Raw genomic sequence first — 18062 nt, 5'->3', positions numbered from 1 at the left:
GCTTGCGGGGCCTCAACGCTCTGAACGTATTCTTGCCGCGGCAAAAGAAAACAACAATTATCTTCATCCATCTTTAGAATATGGAAAAAGCATCTTTTCAGGAGAAGCTGGTTCGTGGATTCGCGCTTTCTGCAAACCTATGTGCACGTGGTGGAGCTGGGTTCCATCGCCCAGGCCGCGCGCCACCAGGGGCTGACGCCCGCCACGGTGCAGCAGCGCCTGCGCGCGCTGGAAACGGACATGGGCAGCGCCCTGATCGCGCGCTCCGGCCGCACCGTGAAGCCCACCCAGGCCGGCATGCGGATCCTGGAGCGCGCCCGCGCCATCCTGCGCGACGTGCGCGACCTGCGTTCGGCCGCGTCCGACACCGAACTGCCGGCGGGCCCCTTGCGCCTGGGCGCCACGCCCACCGCGCTGACCGGCATCATGCCGCCCGTGCTGCGCGCCTGGACCGCGCGCCATCCCCACATTGAAATCTACATAGAACCCGCGCCCACCACCCTGCTCTACGGCAAGGTGCTGTCCGGCGAACTGGACGGCGCGCTGCTGGTGCATCCGCTATTCGCCATCCCCAAGACCTGCGCCTGGCGCGACCTGCGGCAAGAACCGCTGGTGCTGGTCACGCCGGCCGACATGAAGGTGCGCGATCCGCTGGAAGTCATCGCTCGCGAACCCTACATCTGCTATGACCGCAGCGTGGTGGGCGGCAAGATGGCCGACGACTACCTGCGTGCGCGCAGCCTGCGGCCGCACGTGCGCTTCGAGCTGGATGGAATCGATTCCATTGCCAAACTGGTGTCGGAAGGATTGGGCGTGGCGCTGCTGCCGGATTGGGCGACCACCGGTGAACCGTCAGCCCGCGTCAGGCGCTGGCCCTTGCCGCCGCCCTGCCCGGTGCGCACCGTGGGCGCGGTCTGGCTGCGCTCCGGCGTGCGTTCGGCGCTGATGCAGGCCTTCGTGGAAATGGCCGAGACCCAGCTCGGCCTGGACTGAGCGCGGAAGATCAGCCCTGTGCGTTTGCGTCGCGGCCGTCGCGCGCCACGACCACGCCGCCCGACACCACCAGGCGGCGCGGCGCGCGCGTTGCCACGGCTTGCGCAATACAGCTGGCGTCGACCAGCACCAGGTCGGCGCGCGCGCCCGGCGCCAGGCCATAGTCCCTGAAACCACAGGCGCGGGCCGCGGCGGCGGTCACGCAATCGAACGCCCATTCGACCTCGTCGTCGCGCCGCAGGTCGTTGCGCAGCCCGATCAGCATGGCGCGCGCCAGCATGTCGGGACTGCCGTAAGGCGTCCAGGTATCGCGGATGCCATCGTTGCCGCCGAAGATCGTCACCCCCGCCTCGCGACAGGCGCGCACGGCCGGCACGGGCCGCGACGGCGGCGCGGTCGTCAGCAAGGCCACGTCCAGCGCGGCCAGCCGCCGCAGCAGGCCGTCCAGCCGCTTGGCGTCGACGCCGCCCAGACAGAAGGCGTGACTGATGACAACCTTGCCCTGCATACCCAGCGCCTGGACGCGGTCCAGGATCAGGTCCAGGGTAAAGGCGCCCAGTTCGCCCGGCTCGTGCAGATGGATATCGACGGGCTTGTGATGCTTGTCCGCCAGGCCGAACAGCACGTCGAGCGACCTCGCCGGATCGCGGTCGATGGCCGAGGGATCCAGCCCGCCCAGCACATCCGCGCCCTGCGCCAGGGCCTGGTCCAGCAGCTCGGCCGTGCCGGGCCGGACCAGCAGGCCCGACTGGGGAAAGGCCACGGTCTGGATCTCGACGCGTCCGGCCAGCTCCTGGCGCGTGGCGTGCACACCCTCCAGATGGCGCAGCCCGGCGTCGGTATCGATGTCCACGTGCGTGCGGATGCGGGTCGTGCCTTCGCGCAGGAAGGCCAGCGCCAGGGCGCGCGAATGGCTGGCCGCGTCATGGCCGCTGCGGGCGCGCCAGACGCGTTCGTTCTCGATGCGGTCGGTCAGCGCCGGGCCCACTTCGTTCACGTACCAGGGCGAATCCCAGGTGGTCTTGTCCAGGTGAGTATGGCCTTCGACCAGGCCAGGCAGCAGCAAGGCGCCTGCGCCGTCCTCGACAGGCATGCCGGGCGCGGCGGCGAGGCCCGGCCCGATACCCTGAATGCGCCCGTCGCGCACCAGCACGTCCACCGCGCCGCCTTGCGGGGCGCGGACATTCTTCAAAAACAGATTGGTCATGGCAGGATTCCAGGCGCCGCGCGTGGCGGCTGGCCTTGCGCAGACCAGGCGGCACGCGCCATCAAGCTCAGGCTTGGGGCGGTTCTATCCAGAAGAAACGTTCACCCTGGCGGACCATGTCGGCCACGCCTTCGGCGCCGATGCGGTAATCCGTACCCATCAGCGTGGCGCCGCCATCCTCATGGATATGAATGATGGCGAGCGGGTCATTTGCCATGGTGTACCAGTAGTAACCCGGCTTGAGATCATGCAGGTTCGTAGTCATGTTTCGAGTATACAAACATCCCCGCGCCGTATTCAAAAAGACACATAAATCCAGCTCATGCCTGACATGATGGCCTTGAGGCGGCATACTTCCCGATTCCAGGCCCAAACCGCCCGCACAGTAGGCATGCGTCGACCAGGCTGTCGCCGCATTGGCGCATATGCTTTGACCGTTGGAGGAACCGCGAGCGTATGAAAAGGCAGTCTCTTCAATTCAGCGAGCCGCTTAAACAAGCTGTTTTGGACGGCCGTAAAGTGCAGAGCCGGCGCATCCTGAAGCCGCAACCGACCAAACTGACCACGGTCTGGTATGCGGACGCCGCGGATTCCGGCAGATGGGTGGCCATGGGCCCGTCGCTGGATAATCCATCCGAATTGCGCAAGACCTCAAGCTGGGTCAGGTGCCCATTTGGAAAATCCGGCGACAGTATCGAATTGACCGACGAAGCCGGCAATACCTTCGCCACCGCCGTTATCGTGGGCGTGCGCGTCCAGCGCCTGCAAACGCTGTCCGAAGCCGATGCCCGCGCCGAAGGCACGCAAGCCCTGTACCAAAGCTCCGCCCTATTGCCGGGCGTGCCGCTGCAGACCGCCTTCGCCTTGACCTGGTGCGAGCGTTACGGCTCGCACGCCTGGGCAGCGAACCCGTGGGTCTGGGTGGTCGAATTCCGTCGCCAACAGGCCGATGGGGAGCTGGACGCCTAGCTCCTGCCCCAAAAAACTGGTGCGCCCGCGCAACGTCGTTACGCGGAAACAGGGGCGGATGGTGACTGCCTGTAACCTGGCCACTCGGCTTCACCTGATTCCAGGCGATTTCAATCCATTTCAATTGCGGCCGCATCAGAGCGGACTCACGCTGTTGCGTAGCAGCAAGCCGCATGCCATATGGGCGGGGACGGTTGCGGATTGTCGCGATTGACGCGGGCCCGCTTACGTCTGCCTGATCGAAAAGCCCGAAAATGGCATCAACGAATACTCAACTTTGCTGCGTCAAGCGGCAGGCAGGTGCAAGATGAAAAAATGGCTTATCGCTGGTGCTGGTGCCGCTGGTCTGCTGATCTCCAGCGTCGCCCTGGCTCGCGTGGACGTCGGCATCTCGATCGGCATACCGGGGGGCGTATACCCCGCGCCGGTCTACGTCGCGCCGCAGCCCGTGTATGTGCCTCCCCCGCCGCCCGTCTATTACCGCCCCGCGCCGGTGTATGTCGCGCCGCCGGTGGTCTACCCGGCGCCGGTGTATTACCGCGGCGGCGGCCGCTATTACGACCGCGGCTATTACTATGGCCGCGGACGCGGACATGACCACCACCACGGCCGCGGCCGCGGACATGACCGCGATTAACGCGTGACGGCCGCCAGGCGCCGGAAAAAGCAAAGGCCACTCTTGCGAGTGGCCTTTTTTTTCTGCGGGGCAATGTCCGGTGCCGCGCGGAAAGCACCTCAGGCTGCAGGAGCCTGCACGGGTTTGCCGACCAACACCACCGGTTGCTGCGGAGCCTTGCTGGCTTTGGCATCGCTCCACCGCGGCGTTTCCTGAACGAGATCGATCCAACGGCGGGGCTCGCTCGACGACCGCCACCAACCATTATGCGGACGCATGGGCAAACTCCGGTTCACCGTTGAAACGCACGCCGTTGATGCCCTGGAACAGTTGCAGGCTTTCCTGCTCGGCTTCGTGCAGGCTCGAAAACGGCGCCTGTCCGGGCACGGTCCAGCACTTTTCCGGCGCGGTGCCGCCAACCCGGCGCGTCCATATCTGCACACGGTAGCCCTGCTCGTCTTCCTGAGCCACGGAGCATCTCACACGAAAATCTCCAATCATTCTTGAAGTCATGGGCAACTCCTTGTTATTTAAGTGAATGAAGCGTGTAGCACACGGGGCATATTGTGCCGTAACTATCCGGCCCTTTTATTGGAATACACAATTGCTCACATCATAATCAAACACTAGCGCAGGCAGCTTAAAGGCCCGAGGCGACAGGAATATGTACAGATAATAAAAAAAAACGGAGCCCGAAGGCTCCGTCTTTTACTCCGCCAAATGACGGATGGACAGCTGAAAAGCGTCAGGCTTTCGGTGCCGGATTCAGCACCGTCAGGCCGCCCATATAAGGCTGCAGCGCCTCCGGAATCAGCACGCTGCCGTCTGCCTGCTGGTGGTTTTCCAGCACGGCGACCAGCGCGCGGCCCACGGCCAGGCCCGAACCGTTGAGCGTGTGCACGTATTCCGGCTTGCCCTGGGCATTGCGGAAGCGCGCCTGCATGCGGCGGGCCTGGAAGGTTTCGCAGTTCGACACCGAGGAAATCTCGCGCCAGGTGTTCTGCGCGGGAAGCCACACTTCCAGGTCATAGGTCTTGGCCGAACCGAAGCCCATGTCGCCCGTGCACAGCAGCACAACGCGGTAGGGCAGGCCCAGCAGTTGCAGCACGCGCTCGGCATGGCCCACCATGTCTTCCAGCGCCTCGTAGGACTGATCGGGCTGGGTGATCTGCACCATTTCAACCTTGTCGAACTGGTGTTGGCGGATCATGCCGCGGGTATCACGGCCGCCGCTGCCGGCTTCCGAGCGGAAGCACGGCGTGTGCGCCGTGAGCTTGAGCGGCAGGTCGGAGGCGGCCTGGATGGTGTCGCGCGCCACGCTGGTCAAGGTGATTTCCGAGGTGGAGATCAGGTACTGGTCTTCACGCACGTACGGCTTGCCCTGGTCGTCGACCTTGGGATCGTCGTCGCCGCCGCCCTTGGACACCGCGAACATATCGTCCTTGAACTTCGGCAGCTGGCCCGTGCCGTACAGCGTCGAGGCATTGACGATGTAGGGGGTGTAGCACTCGGTGTAGCCGTGCGTGCCCGTCTGCAGGTCCAGCATGAACTGCGACAGCGCACGGTGCAGGCGCGCAATCGGGCCGCGCATGAACGAGAAGCGGGCGCCGGACAGCTTGGCGGCCATGTCGAAGTCCAGCCCCAGGGGCTCGCCGATGGCAACGTGGTCGCGGGCCTCGAACGCCAGGGCCGGGGGATTGCCGTCGGCGCCGGCCGCGCCCGGCAGCCAGCGGCGCACTTCGACGTTGTCGTCGGCGGATTCGCCCAGCGGCACGCTGGCGTGCGGCAGGTTGGGCACCGACATCAGCAGTTCATTGAGCGGCTGCTGCAAGGCGGCCAGCTCTTCTTCCAGCTGCTTCAGGCGCACGGGCACGGCCTGCGATTCGGCCATGACGGCGCTGGCGTCCTCGCCCTTGGCCTTGAGCTGGCCGATCTGCTTGGCCAGCGCGTTGCGGCGGGCTTGCAGGGACTCGGTTTCAGTCTGGACAGCCTTGCGGCGGGATTCCAGCTCATTGAACCGTTCCGTGTCGAAGGACACGCCACGGCTCTTGAGGCGGTCTACGACGGTTTGCAGGTCTTTACGCAGCAGTATCGGGTCTAGCATGGTGATATCGGTGAGGTTGCGTGAAGCAACGGGCGGCGCCCGTTACCGTTTCTTGGCGCGTTCCTGTGCGTCCAGCTCGCGCAGGAATGCCAGCTTTTGCTGGATTTTAGCCTCCAGGCCGCGATCGGTCGGCCGATAGAAGGAGGGATTGAGTCCATCGGGGAAATATTGCTCGGCGGCGGCGTAGCCGTGCGGCTCGTCGTGCGCGTAGCGGTAGGCCTTGCCATGGCCCAGCTGCTTCATCAATTTGGTGGGCGCATTGCGCAGGTGGATCGGCACCGGCGCGCTGCCGTGCTCGGCCGCGAACTTGCGCGCCTGGTTGTAGGCGTTGTAGACGGCGTTCGACTTGGCCGCGCAGGCCATGTAGACCACCGCCTGCGCCAGCGCCAGTTCGCCTTCCGGCGAGCCCAGGCGTTCATAGATGTCGGCGCCGTTCACGGCCAGGTCGGTGGCGCGGGGATCGGCCAGGCCGATGTCTTCCACCGCCATGCGCACCAGCCGGCGCGACAGGTATTTGGGATCGGCGCCGCCGTCGATCATGCGGCAGAACCAGTACAGCGCGGCGTCTGGGTTGGAGCCGCGCACCGACTTGTGCAGTGCGCTGATCTGGTCGTAGAACGCGTCGCCGCCCTTGTCGAAGCGGCGCAGGTTCTGCGACAGCGAGATCTCCAGCCAGGCCGCGTCCACCGTATCGCGGCCGGCGGCCTGCGCCGATTCAGCCACCACTTCGACCGCGCTGATCAGGCGGCGCGCATCGCCGTCGGCCCAGGCCGCCAGCTGTTCGCGCGCGTCGGCCTCGACATGGATGCGCTCGCCCTCTTCCAGCCCGTCGTTCAGGGCCTCCACGGCGCGGTCGACCAGCTGTTGCAGCTCCTCGGCGGTAAGCGATTGCAGCACGTACACCCGCGCCCGCGACAACAGCGCCGAATTGACCTCGAACGAGGGGTTTTCGGTGGTGGCGCCGATGAAGGTGAACAGCCCGCTTTCCACATAGGGCAGGAAGGCATCCTGCTGCGCCTTGTTGAAGCGGTGCACCTCGTCGACGAAGAGGATGGTGCGTCGTCCCTGGCCCTGCGCCACCTGCGCCACGGTGACCGCGTCGCGGATGTCCTTGACCCCGCCCAGCACCGCCGAGATGGCGATGAACTGCGCGTCGAAGCCGTCCGCCATCAGGCGCGCCAGCGTGGTCTTGCCCACGCCTGGCGGCCCCCAGAAGATCATGGAATGCGGCCGGCCCGAGTCGAAGGCGACGCGCAGGGGCTTGTCGGGCCCCAGCAGATGCGACTGTCCGACCACGTCGGACAGGGTCCGCGGGCGCAGCCGCTCGGCCAGGGGCACATAGGGCCGATGCGCAGGATCGGCCGCGAAGAGATCGTTGCTCATTGGCAGAAGATGAGGGGAGACAGCAAGTAATTCAAGCCAGCATTACACCATGGCGCGGGCCTGCCTCCCTTAGCGGTCCTAGGCCAGTCCCGGCGGCGCGAAGCGCCGGTTCGCCAGCACCGGCAATACCTTGCGGGCATGGGCCAGGCGTTCGGGGTCGATATCGGCGAAAACCAGAGCCGGGGCTTCGCCCGCCCGTGCCGTCACCACACCAAGCGGATCCACCACCATGCTGCAGCCGATGTTGCGTTCGCCGCATTCGCCGGTGGCAGCCACATAGCAGGTATTTTCCAGCGCGCGCGCCGTGACCAGCACTTCCCAGTGCATTTCCTTCAACGGGCCGCGAACCCAGGCCGCCGGCAGCACCAGCAGGTCGGCGCCGTCCAGCGCCAGGCGCCGCGCCAGTTCGGGGAAGCGCACGTCGTAGCAGGTCATCAGGCCCACGCGCAGGCCGCCGATGTCCAGCAGCGGCGGGATGTCGACGCCGGGCGTGACGTTGGTGGATTCCTTCATGTTGAAGGCGTCGTACAGGTGCAGCTTGCGGTATTGCGACAGGATCTTGCCGTCTTGCAGCGTCACCAGCGTGTTCCAGACCCGCCCTTCCCCGGTCGGCACATGCACGCACATCATGGTCGCCAACTGCGAGCCGCGGCTGGCTTCCAGCAGGCGGCTCATGAAGGGACCGTCCAGCGGCTGGGCAGCCTTCAGGACGATCTGCGGATCGGTGATGTCGCGGGCCAGGATGCCTTCGGGCAAGACCAGCAGGCCGGCGCCGCCGGCGCGGGCGCGCTCCATCAAGTCTATGCAGACCTGGGCGTTTTCTTCCCAGACGCGGCTGACGGCGAACTGGCCCAAAGCAACTTTCAGCATGACGCTTCCTTGTGTCGGAGGTTTTTCCTATTGTCGCGCCAACCGCCGGCCAGCGCCGACTACGGGAAACTCCTAACTCCCGCTTGTAAATTCTTTTCACGATAATGAAAAAAACCAGGTTTGACGTAAATATTTTCCATAGCAGGCGCCCCATGACGAACTCCTCCTTCCCCGCAGCCCCCCTGGACGTGAACGGCAAAGGCCTGGGCGCCTTTCCGGAATCCTGTACCACCGTCGGCGTGGCGGCGCTGAACTGGAACCTGCTCAATGAGGACGTCAGCCTGCCCGTGGCGGTGCTGTACGAAGCCCGCGTGCGCCACAACCTGCAATGGATGCAGCGCTTCATGGAAGCGTACAAGGTCAAGCTTGCGCCCCATGGCAAGACCACCATGAGCCCGGCGCTGTTCCAGCGCCAGATCGCAGGCGGCGCCTGGGGCATCACGCTGGCAACCGCCCCGCAGGTCCGGGCCGCCTACCAGCACGGCGTGCGCCGGATCCTGATGGCCAACCAGCTGGTGGGCCGCGCCAACATGGCCATCATCGCGCACGTGCTGCGCGACCCGGCCTTCACCTTTTTCTGCATAGTGGACTCCCCGGCCAACGCGGCCCAGCTGGGCGCCTACTTCGGCGAACAGGGCCTGACCCTGCCGGTGCTGATCGAGCTGGGCCCGCAGGGTGGCCGCACCGGCGTGCGCGACGACGTCCAATTGCGGGCGCTGGTCGACGAAATCGGCAAATGGCCCGGCCTGGCCCTGGCCGGCATCGAAGTCTACGAAGGCGTGCTGCAGGAAGAAGACGCCATCCGCGCCTTCCTGCGCCGCGCCGCCGACGCCCTGCGCGGCCTCGCCGCCGCCGGCCGCCTGCGCAAGAACGGCCCCGCCCTGATCTCTGGCGCCGGCTCCGCCTGGTTCGACGTGGTGGCCGAGGAATTCTCGCAACTGGACATCGGCGCGCCGCTGGAAATCGTGCTGCGCCCCGGCTGCTACCTGTCGCACGACGTCGGCATCTACCGCTCGGCCGCCGAGCGCATCAACGCCCACAATCCGGTCGCGCAAAAGATGGAACCCGGCCTGCAGCCGGCCTTGCAGGTCTGGGCCTACGTGCAGTCTCTGCCCGAACCGGGCCGCGCCATCGTCGCCATGGGCAAGCGCGACGCCGCCTTCGACGCCGGCCTGCCCACGCCCGCCGCGCTGTACCGCCCCGGCCGTGACGCCGCGCCCGGCCAGGCTCCCGGCCACTGGAAGCTGAGCGCGATGATGGACCAGCACGCCTTCATGCAGATCGGCGCAGGCGACGACATCCAGGTCGGCGACATGATCGCCTTCGATATTTCCCACCCGTGCCTGACCTTCGACAAGTGGCGCCAGGTGCTGCTGGTGGACGAGCAATACCGCGTCACCGACGTGGCCGAAACCTTCTTCTGAACGGCCCTGCCCGCCGCACCGCGCCGGTACCCAGCGGGCAGGGGGAATCGCGGGATTCCGGCGCAAACCTCTAATTACTACAAGCAAAACCCGTTTTTGACCCTCTGGAGAGAGAATCATGAACTTCCGTACCTCCCGGCGAGGCGGTGGGCTCAATAGCCTGCTGCTGGCCGGCGCAATTGGCTTGACCGCATTGTCGACCCCCGCCCTCTGTGCCACGCCGATCAAGGGAGGCACGATTTCGGTTGCCACCATAGGCGAGCCGCCCACGCTGGATCCGATGACCAGCACCGCCGACCTGGTGGGCATCCTGACCCAGCACTTCTTCGAAACGCTGTACACCTTCGACGGCAAGTGGAACCTGACCCCGCTCCTGGCCGACAAGCTGCCGGAAGTCTCCGCCGACGGGCTGACCTACACGATCCCGCTGCGCCAGGGCATCACCTTCCATGACGGATCCAAGATGGATTCGTCCGACGTGCTGGCCTCGCTCAAGCGCTGGACCGAGACCGCCACGCGCGGCAAGATGGCCGCCAAGATCATCACCGGCATGGAAGCGCCGGACGCCAACACCATCCGCATCACGCTCAAGCAGCCCTATGCGCCCCTGACCGCGCTGCTGGCCATGAACAACAGCGCCGCCGTCATCATGCCCAAGGGCAAGATCGCTCCGGCCCTGACCGAATTCGTCGGCACCGGCCCCTACCAACTGAAGGCGCGCGTGCCCGACCAGTACATCCAGCTGGTCCGCTTCGAAGGCTACAAGCAGCGCGAAGGCGAGCCTGACGGCTTTGGCGGCGCGCGCAAGCAGTACCTGGACGAGATCCGCTTCGTACCGGTCAGCAACGCCAACACCCGCGTCGAAAGCGCGGTGGCAGGCCAGTTCGACTACGTCGACTCGCTGCCGGTGGAATCGCTGCCCAAGCTCAAGAACGGCCGCTCCGACCCCGTCATGCTCAAGCCCTTCGGCTGGCCGCGCCTGGTGCTCAATACCAAGCAAGGCATCATGTCGAACCTGGCGGTCCGCCAGGCCGTGCAGCTGGCGCTGAACGAAGAAGACATGCTGTACGCCGCCTTCGGCGACAAGAACTTCTACAAGCTCAACGGCGACCTGTATCCCGAGGGCTATCCCTGGGCCACGTCCCTGGGCGGCAAGGTCTACAACAAGGGCGACGCCGCCGGCGCCAAGAAGCTGGTGGATGGCGCCAACGTGCAGGACCGCAAGATCCGCATCCTGACCAGCCAGCAGTACGAGTTCCACTACAAGATGGCGCTGGTCGCCGCCGAATACCTGAAGGCCGCGGGCTTCACCGTGGACATGCAGGTGGTGGACTGGGCCACGCTGACGCAGCGCCGCCAGGACCCGGCCCTGTGGGACGTCTTCATCACGCACAGCCCCTTCCTGCCTGAACCCGCCCTGATCGACTTCCCGTCCAAGGACGCGCCGGGCTGGTGGGACACCCCCCGCCGCAACCAGGCGCTGGACGCCTTCAACCAGGCCAGCAACCAGGAAGAGCGCATCAAGCGCTGGGCCGATGTGCAGCAGGCCGTGTACGACGAAGTGCCCTTCATCAAGGTCGGCGACTTCAACGCCCAGGCCGCGCGCTCGCCGTCGCTGCAAGGCACCAAGGCCGTGCCGTGGCCCTACTTCTGGAACGCCTGGAAGTCCAAGTAATGGCGTAGCGCGGCAGGGCAAAGGCGCACACAAGACCTCCTGCCGCGCTCCACGCATCAATGCATGACCCGCGGAGCGCGCCCTTCCAACAAGCGCGCCGCCCCTCCCCACGATACGACGCTTTTTTAGGACATCCATCGTGTTGCGTTATCTCTTAAACCGGCTGGTCGGGCTGGTGGCCGTGATGTTCATCGTCGCGACCATCGTGTTCGTGATCATCCGCGTCACGCCAGGCGATCCCGCCGCCGTGATGCTGGGTCCGCAGGCCAGCCAGCAGGACATCGCCGCCCTGCGCACCCAGCTCGGGCTGGACCAGCCGATGGCCGTGCAGTACGTTTCGTGGCTGGGCAAGCTGGCCCAAGGCGACCTGGGCCAATCCATCTTCATGAACAAGCCGGTGCTGTCGGCCTTGGCCGACCGCGCCGAACCCACCATCCTGCTGACGCTCATGTCGCTGCTGATCGCCAGCGCCATCGCGCTGCCGGTGGGGATACTGTCCGCGGTCAAACGCGGCACCACGCTGGACCAGTCGGTACTGTCGTTCTCGATGTTCACCTCCAGCGTGCCCAGCTTCTGGCTCGGGCTGCTGCTGATGCAGGTGTTCTCGGTCAAGCTGGGCTGGCTGCCCGTGGCCGGCTACGGCGGGCCCGACGCCTCGCTCATGACCCGGCTGTCGCACCTGATCCTGCCTGCGGTGGTGCTGGGCCTGGTGAACTCGGCGCTGATCACCCGCTTCATCCGCGCCAGCATGCTGGACGTGCTGCGCGACGACTATGTGCGCACCGCGCGCGCCAAGGGCCTGCCCGAAAGCAAGGTGATCCTGAAGCACGCCGTGCGCAATGCGCTGATCCCGATCCTGACAGTGCTGGGCCTGACCACGGCGCTGCTGATCAGCGGCGCGGTCGTGACCGAAACCGTGTTCGGCCTGCCCGGCGTGGGCAGCCTGGTGGTGTCGGCCGTGCTGCGCCGCGACTACCCCGTCATCCAGGGCGCGCTGCTGATCATCGCGGCCATCTACGTCCTGATCAATCTCTTCATCGATCTGCTGTACCTGCTGGTCGATCCCCGGGTCCGCTACTGATATGGCTATCGCAACTACCGCTAATTCCGGCGCGGGCGCCGACCGCTGGCAGGTCCTGCGCCTGCTGGTGTCGCGCAAGACCGTGCTGATCAGCCTGATCGTGATCGTCGTGCTGGTCCTGGCTGCGCTGCTGGCGCCCTGGATCAGCCCCTACGATCCGTTCAAGCTGTCCATCATGAACCGGTTGAAGGCGCCGGGCGCCGCGCACTGGTTCGGCACCGACGACTTCGGCCGCGACGTGTTCAGCCGCGTCATCCACGGCGGCCGCCTGTCGCTGATGGTGGGCTTCTCCGTCGTGATCGTGTCCAGCATCCTGGGCATCGCGCTGGGCCTGATCGCGGGCTTCTTCCGCACGGCGGACAAGTTCGTGTCGCGCCTGATCGACGCCATGATGGCCTTTCCCGACATCCTGCTGGCGATCTCGCTGGTGGCCGCGCTGGGGCCGTCGCTGGTCAACGTGGTGATCGCGCTGGGCATCGTCTACACGCCGCGCCTGGCGCGCATCGTGCGCGCCTCGACCCTGGTGATCCGCGAACTGCCCTTCGTCGAAGCCGCCCGCGCGCTGGGCGTGCCCACCTGGCGCATCGTCACCGTGCACGTGCTGCGCAACCTGGTGTCGCCCATCCTGGTGCAGGGCACGTTCATCTTCGCCTACGCGATCCTGGCCGAAGCCGGCCTGTCGTTCCTGGGCGTGGGCGTGTCGCCCGACATCCCCACCTGGGGCACCATGATCAACGCCGGCCAGCAGTACATGGGCTCGGCCGACTGGATCATGATCTTCCCCGGCATCGCCATCGTCCTGTCCGTGCTGTCGCTGCAACTGGTCGGCGACGGCCTGCGCGACGTCCTCGATCCGCGCCTGCGCAAGGAGCTGTAATCATGACCGCAAGCACCCGAGACGTCGTGCTTTCCGTGGAAGGGTTGAAGACCTGGTTCCACAGCCGCGACGGCATCGCCAAATCCGTGGACGGCGTTACCTTCGACCTGGCCCGCGGCGAAACGCTGGCCATCGTCGGCGAGTCCGGCTCCGGCAAGTCCGTGACCAGCCTGTCCATCATGGGCCTGCTGCCCAAGCCGGCGGGTCGCATCGAGGCCGGCAAGATCCTGTTCCGCGACCGCCAGGGCGCGCAGCACGACCTGGCCCAGGCCTCGCCCGCCACCCTGCGCAAGATCCGCGGCGCCGAAATCGCCATGATCTTCCAGGAGCCCATGACCAGCCTGAATCCGCTGTACACGGTGGGCGACCAGATCGCCGAAGCCGTGCTGCAGCACGAGGGCGGCTCCCGCGACGCGGCCATGCGGCGCGCCCGTGAAATGCTGGAACGCGTCGAAATCCCGGCGGCCGAGCGGCGCATCAACGAGTACCCGCACCAGATGTCGGGCGGCATGCGCCAGCGCGTGATGATCGCGCTGGCCCTGGCGTGCAACCCCGCCGTGCTGATCGCGGACGAGCCGACCACCGCGCTGGACGTGACCGTGCAGGCGCAGATCCTGGACCTGCTGCGCCGGCTGCAGGCCGAGATGAACATGAGCATCCTGTTCATCACGCACAACCTGGGCGTAGTGGCCGAGATCGCGCATCGCGTGGCGGTCATGTACGCGGGCCGCGTGGTCGAGGACGCCGGCGTCTACGACCTGTTCGAAAAGCCCACGCACCCCTACACCCGCGGCCTGCTGTCCTGCATCCCCACGGCCGCCCTGCTGGCCTCCGGCGAACGGCTGCGCGCCATCCCGGGCAACGTGCCCAGCGTGCTGTCGCTGCCGGCCGGCTGTACCTTCGCGCCGCGCTGCCCGCTGGCCGCCGACGACTGCCGCGCCGCCGTGCCCGAACTCATGCCGGTGCAGACCGACCACCGCGCGCGCTGCATCAAGGTGAATCCGATATGACGAGTAGCCCCATTCCCATCCGCGCCGAGGAGCCGCTGGTGCGGATCCAGGACCTGAAGGTCCACTTCCCCACCTCGCAGGCGCGCCATGCGCCGGTCGTGAAGGCCGTGGACGGCGTCAGCTTCGACGTGCCGCGCAACACCATCGTCGGCCTGGTCGGCGAATCCGGCTCGGGCAAGACCACCACCGGCCGCGCCCTGCTGCGCCTGTTCGCGCCCACCGCCGGCCGCATCCTGTTCGACGGCCAGGACATCACCAAGCTGTCCGAAAAGCAGATGCTGCCCTGGCGCCGCCGCATGCAGATCGTGTTCCAGGATCCCTACGCCAGCCTCAACCCCCGCATGACGGTGGCCGAGATCCTGGGCGAAGCGCTGGACACCCACCGGCTTGCCCAGAACCGCCGCATGGCCCGCATCGGCGAGCTGCTGGAACGCGTGGGCCTGAACGCCGACCACAGCCGCCGCTATCCGCACGAGTTCTCCGGCGGCCAGCGCCAGCGCATCGGCATCGCCCGCGCGCTGGCAGTCGAGCCCGATTTCATCGTGGCCGACGAGCCGGTGTCCGCGCTGGACGTGTCGGTGCAGGCGCAGGTGCTGAACCTGCTGCAGGACCTGCAGCGCGACCTGGGCCTGACCATGCTGTTCGTGGCCCACGACCTGGCGGTGGTGGACTACCTGTGCGACGAGGTCGTGGTGATGTACCTGGGCCGTGTCATGGAACGCGGCCCGACCAGTGAGGTCTACGCCCGCCCCCGCCATCCCTATACCCGCGCGCTGCTGTCCGCCGCGCCGGTGCCGGACCCGCGCGCGCCGCGCTCGCGTATCCTGTTGAAGGGCGACATCCCCAGCCCGGTCAACCCGCCTTCCGGCTGCGTGTTCCGCACCCGCTGCCCCTACGCCATCGAAAGCTGCGCAACCACCGAGGCGCAGGCCGCCAATGTCGGCCCGGGCCACTATGTGGCGTGTTCGCGCATCGGCGACGCCGAGCTGGCCGCCTGATAACCGCCCAGTCCAGAACAGATCCAGGAAGCCCACATGAACATCATCCGCGACATCGTCTTCCAGATACGCAGTCGGCGGGACTCGCTGAGCGTGACCGAACGCAAGGTCGCCGACGCCATCCTGGACGACATCATCTGGGGCGCCAGCGCCACCGTCGACCAGCTGGCGGCCAAGGCCGGCGTCAGCATCGCAACCATCTCGCGCTTCGCGCGCACGGTCGGCTGCGACGACACCCGCGACCTGAAGCTCAAGCTGGCCCAGGCCAGCACAGTGGGCAGCCGCTTCCTGGACCCCAGCGCGCCAACCGAGGAAAGCACCTTCTACGCCCGCATCTACGCCGACATCGAAAGCACGCTGCGCGCCCACCTGCCCAACTTCACCGAGCAACTGTTCGAGGCGGCCGCCGGCATTGTCGACGGCGCGCGCATGATCTATGTCTTCGGCATGGGCGGCGCGTCGGCCGTGCTGGCGCAGGAAGTGCAGTCGCGCCTGGTTCGCCTGGGCTATCCCATTGCCGTGTACAGCGATGCGGTGCTGCTGCGCATGGTCGCGGCCACGCTGGACGAACGCGACGCGGTGCTGATCCTGTCGGCCTCGGGCCTCACGCCGGAAATCGTGGGCGCGGCCCGCATCGTCAAGCAGTACCAGGCGCGCATCGTCGCCATCACCGACGCCACCTCCGCCCTGGCTGAACTGGCCGACGTGGTGCTGCCCATCCGCACCGACGAAACCGACTTCATCTACAAGCCCTCGGCATCGCGCTACGCGATGATGCTGGCCATAGACCTGCTCTCGACCGAACTGGCCATGCTGAACCAGGAAGAAAACCGGGAGCGCCTGCGCCGCATCAAGCTGGCGCTGGACGAACACCGCGGCGGTCCAAACCGCCTGCCGCTGGGCGATTGAACTGGAACACAAGATGTACGACACCCTCATAGGCAATGTGCTGGTCCTGGACGGCACCGGCGAACCCGCCTACCGCGCCAGCGTGGCGCTGGCCGACGGCCGCATCGCGGCCATCGGCGACCTGCCCGGCGCGGCGGCGCGCAAGATCATCGATGGCACCCGCCTGGCGCTGGCCCCGGGTTTCATCGACGTGCACACGCATGACGACACCAACGTCATCCGCACGCCGGACATGCTGCCCAAGCTGTCCCAGGGCGTGACCACCGTGGTGGTGGGCAATTGCGGCATCAGCGCGTCGCCCGTGGCCCTGCGCGGCGAACCGCCGGACCCGATGAACCTGCTGGGCGCCCGCGCGGACTTCAGCTACCCCACCTTCGCGGACTACACCCGCGCCATCGAGGCCGCGCGCCCCGCCGTGAACGTGGCCGCGCTGGTCGGCCACACCGCCCTGCGCAGCAACCACATGGACCGGCTCGACCGCGCCGCCACTCGCGAGGAAGTGCTGGCCATGCGCGAGCAGCTGCGCGACGCGCTGGCCCATGGCGCCATCGGCCTGAGCACCGGCCTGGCCTATGCCTCCGCGTTCGACGCGGACACCGAAGAGGTCAAGCTGCTTGCCGAGGCGCTGGATGAATTCGGCGCGCTCTACACCACCCACCTGCGCTCGGAGTTCGCCGCCATCCTGGAGGCCATGCAGGAAGCCTTCGACATCGGCCAGCATGCCCGCGTGCCGGTGGTGGTGTCGCACCTGAAATGCGCCGGCGCCGGCAACTGGGGCCGCACCAAAGAAGTGCTGTCCGCGCTCGAGACCGCCGGCCGCCTGCAACACGTGGGCTGCGACTGCTACCCCTACTCCGCCAGCTCCTCGACCCTGGACCTGAAGCAGGTCACGGACGAGTTCGACATCGACATCACCTGGTCCGTGCCGCATCCGGAGCAGGCCCGCCGCAAGCTGGCCGACATTGCCTCCGACTGGGGCCTGAGCCTGCTCGAAACGGCCGCGCGCCTGCAGCCGGCCGGCGCCGTGTACCACAACATGCATGAAGACGACGTGCGCCGCGTGCTGTCGCACCGGCTCACCATGGTGGGCTCCGACGGCCTGCCCAACGATCCCATGCCTCACCCCCGGCTCTGGGGCGCATTCCCGCGCGTGCTCGGCCACTACAGCCGCGACGTGGGGCTGTTCCCGCTGACGGAGGCCGTGCACAAGATGACGGGCCTGTCCGCCGCCCGCTTCGGCCTGGCCGAGCGCGGATTGGTGCGCGAGGGCTACCACGCGGACCTGGTGCTGTTCGATCCGGCCACGGTCATCGACCGCGCCACCTTCGCCGCGCCGGTGCAGACTGCCGCTGGCATCGAGGCGGTGTGGGTCAATGGCGCCCTGTCCTATCGCCAGGGCGAGGCCACCGGCGACCGCGCCGGCCGCTGGCTGCCGCGCAGCGGCGACCTGCGCAAGAACTTCCAGTAAGCAACGGGCGAAATCCCGGCGCAAAACCGGCCATTCATTTCAAGGAGAGAACCATGAGCAATGCTCCCACCGCCGACAGCAACGGCATCACCCGCTACGGCGTCGCCGGCGGCACGGGCCAGGGCGGCTCGCACATGCCATTTGCCCGCGCGGTCGCGGCCGACGGCTGGCTGCACGTGTCCGGCCAGGTGCCGATGGACAACGGCGAAGTCGTCGAAGGCGGCATCGTGACCCAATCGCACAAGGCCATCCAGCAGGTGCTGGCCATCCTGAAGGAAGCCGGCTACGGTCCCGAACACGTCGTGCGCTGCGGCGTGTGGCTGGACGACGCGCGCGACTTCGCGTCGTTCAACAAGGTGTTCAAGGAATACTTCGGCGAGAACCCGCCGGCGCGGGCCTGCGTGCAGTCGTCGCTGGTGGTCGACGCCAAGGTCGAGGTCGACTGCATCGCGTATAAGCGTCCCTAAGCGGACACCAC

General features: G+C 66.8%; 18 protein-coding genes. 12 read left to right on the top strand and 6 right to left on the bottom strand.

Annotation, left to right across the window (positions count from 1 at the left end; genetic code table 11):
- Nucleotides 1–114 precede the first annotated feature (114 nt).
- A complete protein-coding gene (locus tag HV793_RS20755) occupies nt 115–993 on the top strand; it encodes a LysR family transcriptional regulator (RefSeq protein ID WP_175213873.1) in 879 nt (292 codons plus the stop codon).
- Between the two features lie 10 nt (nt 994–1003).
- Here HV793_RS20755 and HV793_RS20750 read toward each other — a convergent pair whose 3' ends face one another.
- Nucleotides 1004–2200 carry an amidohydrolase family protein gene (locus HV793_RS20750; protein ID WP_175159471.1) on the bottom strand — a complete coding sequence of 399 codons (1197 nt, stop codon included), beginning with the start codon at nt 2198–2200 and terminating at the stop codon, nt 1004–1006.
- A gap of 67 nt (nt 2201–2267) precedes the next feature.
- The gene (locus tag HV793_RS20745; protein WP_013391913.1) at nt 2268–2465 is read right to left on the bottom strand and encodes a hypothetical protein; all 198 of its coding nucleotides are present in this window, start codon (nt 2463–2465) and stop codon (nt 2268–2270) included.
- Between the two features lie 191 nt (nt 2466–2656).
- On the opposite strand from HV793_RS20745, the gene HV793_RS20740 reads away from it, so the two are divergent.
- Together HV793_RS20740 and HV793_RS20735 are read left to right on the top strand one after the other, a co-directional pair.
- Nucleotides 2657–3169 (top strand): ASCH domain-containing protein, encoded by a 513-nt coding sequence (locus HV793_RS20740; RefSeq protein WP_054450123.1) that lies wholly within the window; start codon nt 2657–2659, stop codon nt 3167–3169.
- A gap of 307 nt (nt 3170–3476) precedes the next feature.
- Nucleotides 3477–3806 (top strand): virulence factor, encoded by a 330-nt coding sequence (locus HV793_RS20735; protein WP_175213872.1) that lies wholly within the window; start codon nt 3477–3479, stop codon nt 3804–3806.
- 243 nt (nt 3807–4049) lie between these two features.
- On the opposite strand, the gene HV793_RS20730 is transcribed toward HV793_RS20735, so the two are convergent.
- From HV793_RS20730 to HV793_RS20715, 4 genes are all read right to left on the bottom strand, one after another.
- Entirely contained in the window at nt 4050–4298 is a 249-nt protein-coding gene (locus HV793_RS20730; protein ID WP_082400638.1) for a hypothetical protein, read from the bottom strand.
- A 232-nt stretch (nt 4299–4530) separates the two neighbouring features.
- Nucleotides 4531–5889 carry a serine--tRNA ligase gene (serS, locus tag HV793_RS20725; protein ID WP_175181159.1) on the bottom strand — a complete coding sequence of 453 codons (1359 nt, stop codon included), beginning with the start codon at nt 5887–5889 and terminating at the stop codon, nt 4531–4533.
- 42 nt (nt 5890–5931) lie between these two features.
- Nucleotides 5932–7272, bottom strand: coding sequence for a replication-associated recombination protein A (locus HV793_RS20720; protein WP_175213871.1), 1341 nt, complete (start codon nt 7270–7272; stop codon nt 5932–5934).
- A 78-nt stretch (nt 7273–7350) separates the two neighbouring features.
- Nucleotides 7351–8142, bottom strand: a complete 792-nt coding sequence (locus HV793_RS20715) for a deaminated glutathione amidase (protein ID WP_082400636.1) — start codon at nt 8140–8142, stop codon at nt 7351–7353.
- Between the two features lie 152 nt (nt 8143–8294).
- Between HV793_RS20715 and HV793_RS20710 the strand changes: the two genes are divergently transcribed.
- From HV793_RS20710 to HV793_RS20670, 9 genes are all read left to right on the top strand, one after another.
- A complete protein-coding gene (locus HV793_RS20710) occupies nt 8295–9566 on the top strand; it encodes an amino acid deaminase (RefSeq protein WP_175213870.1) in 1272 nt (423 codons plus the stop codon).
- A gap of 118 nt (nt 9567–9684) precedes the next feature.
- Nucleotides 9685–11241 carry an ABC transporter substrate-binding protein gene (locus HV793_RS20705; RefSeq protein ID WP_054450112.1) on the top strand — a complete coding sequence of 519 codons (1557 nt, stop codon included), beginning with the start codon at nt 9685–9687 and terminating at the stop codon, nt 11239–11241.
- Between the two features lie 139 nt (nt 11242–11380).
- A complete protein-coding gene (locus HV793_RS20700; RefSeq protein WP_054450111.1) occupies nt 11381–12322 on the top strand; it encodes an ABC transporter permease in 942 nt (313 codons plus the stop codon).
- A 1-nt stretch (nt 12323) separates the two neighbouring features.
- Nucleotides 12324–13199: an ABC transporter permease gene (locus HV793_RS20695; RefSeq protein WP_054450108.1), complete on the top strand. Its 876-nt coding sequence runs from the start codon at nt 12324–12326 to the stop codon at nt 13197–13199.
- Between the two features lie 2 nt (nt 13200–13201).
- Nucleotides 13202–14209: an ABC transporter ATP-binding protein gene (locus HV793_RS20690; RefSeq protein WP_054450107.1), complete on the top strand. Its 1008-nt coding sequence runs from the start codon at nt 13202–13204 to the stop codon at nt 14207–14209.
- Nucleotides 14206–15207 carry an ABC transporter ATP-binding protein gene (locus tag HV793_RS20685; RefSeq protein ID WP_054450105.1) on the top strand — a complete coding sequence of 334 codons (1002 nt, stop codon included), beginning with the start codon at nt 14206–14208 and terminating at the stop codon, nt 15205–15207. Before HV793_RS20690 ends, HV793_RS20685 begins: the two co-directional genes overlap by 4 nt.
- Before the next feature lie 36 nt (nt 15208–15243).
- A complete protein-coding gene (locus tag HV793_RS20680; protein ID WP_054450103.1) occupies nt 15244–16116 on the top strand; it encodes a MurR/RpiR family transcriptional regulator in 873 nt (290 codons plus the stop codon).
- A gap of 13 nt (nt 16117–16129) precedes the next feature.
- On the top strand, nt 16130–17584 hold the full coding sequence (locus HV793_RS20675) for an N-acyl-D-amino-acid deacylase family protein (RefSeq protein ID WP_175159464.1): 1455 nt from the start codon (nt 16130–16132) through the stop codon (nt 17582–17584).
- A gap of 53 nt (nt 17585–17637) precedes the next feature.
- On the top strand, nt 17638–18051 hold the full coding sequence (locus tag HV793_RS20670; RefSeq protein WP_118931699.1) for a RidA family protein: 414 nt from the start codon (nt 17638–17640) through the stop codon (nt 18049–18051).
- Nucleotides 18052–18062: the final 11 nt, after the last annotated feature.

It is taken from the genome of Achromobacter aegrifaciens (genome assembly GCF_902859965.1).
Taxonomy (GTDB): Bacteria; Pseudomonadota; Gammaproteobacteria; order Burkholderiales; family Burkholderiaceae_B; genus Achromobacter; species Achromobacter aegrifaciens.
Note: the sequence above shows the minus strand (reverse complement) of the source record. Positions and strands in the feature narration are given on the sequence as shown.

What these genes read in the sequence shown, in the direction of transcription:
- HV793_RS20730 (WP_082400638.1), bottom strand. Translation starts at nt 4,298, where the DNA reads ATGACTTCAAGAATGATTGGAGATTTTCGTGTGAGATGCTCCGTGGCT.
- HV793_RS20685 (WP_054450105.1), top strand. Translation starts at nt 14,206, where the DNA reads ATGACGAGTAGCCCCATTCCCATCCGCGCCGAGGAGCCGCTGGTGCGG.
- serS (WP_175181159.1), bottom strand. Translation starts at nt 5,889, where the DNA reads ATGCTAGACCCGATACTGCTGCGTAAAGACCTGCAAACCGTCGTAGAC.
- HV793_RS20740 (WP_054450123.1), top strand. Translation starts at nt 2,657, where the DNA reads ATGAAAAGGCAGTCTCTTCAATTCAGCGAGCCGCTTAAACAAGCTGTT.
- HV793_RS20715 (WP_082400636.1), bottom strand. Translation starts at nt 8,142, where the DNA reads ATGCTGAAAGTTGCTTTGGGCCAGTTCGCCGTCAGCCGCGTCTGGGAA.
- HV793_RS20675 (WP_175159464.1), top strand. Translation starts at nt 16,130, where the DNA reads ATGTACGACACCCTCATAGGCAATGTGCTGGTCCTGGACGGCACCGGC.
- HV793_RS20670 (WP_118931699.1), top strand. Translation starts at nt 17,638, where the DNA reads ATGAGCAATGCTCCCACCGCCGACAGCAACGGCATCACCCGCTACGGC.
- HV793_RS20680 (WP_054450103.1), top strand. Translation starts at nt 15,244, where the DNA reads ATGAACATCATCCGCGACATCGTCTTCCAGATACGCAGTCGGCGGGAC.
- HV793_RS20720 (WP_175213871.1), bottom strand. Translation starts at nt 7,272, where the DNA reads ATGAGCAACGATCTCTTCGCGGCCGATCCTGCGCATCGGCCCTATGTG.
- HV793_RS20695 (WP_054450108.1), top strand. Translation starts at nt 12,324, where the DNA reads ATGGCTATCGCAACTACCGCTAATTCCGGCGCGGGCGCCGACCGCTGG.
- HV793_RS20745 (WP_013391913.1), bottom strand. Translation starts at nt 2,465, where the DNA reads ATGACTACGAACCTGCATGATCTCAAGCCGGGTTACTACTGGTACACC.
- HV793_RS20705 (WP_054450112.1), top strand. Translation starts at nt 9,685, where the DNA reads ATGAACTTCCGTACCTCCCGGCGAGGCGGTGGGCTCAATAGCCTGCTG.
- HV793_RS20735 (WP_175213872.1), top strand. Translation starts at nt 3,477, where the DNA reads ATGAAAAAATGGCTTATCGCTGGTGCTGGTGCCGCTGGTCTGCTGATC.
- HV793_RS20710 (WP_175213870.1), top strand. Translation starts at nt 8,295, where the DNA reads ATGACGAACTCCTCCTTCCCCGCAGCCCCCCTGGACGTGAACGGCAAA.
- HV793_RS20690 (WP_054450107.1), top strand. Translation starts at nt 13,202, where the DNA reads ATGACCGCAAGCACCCGAGACGTCGTGCTTTCCGTGGAAGGGTTGAAG.
- HV793_RS20750 (WP_175159471.1), bottom strand. Translation starts at nt 2,200, where the DNA reads ATGACCAATCTGTTTTTGAAGAATGTCCGCGCCCCGCAAGGCGGCGCG.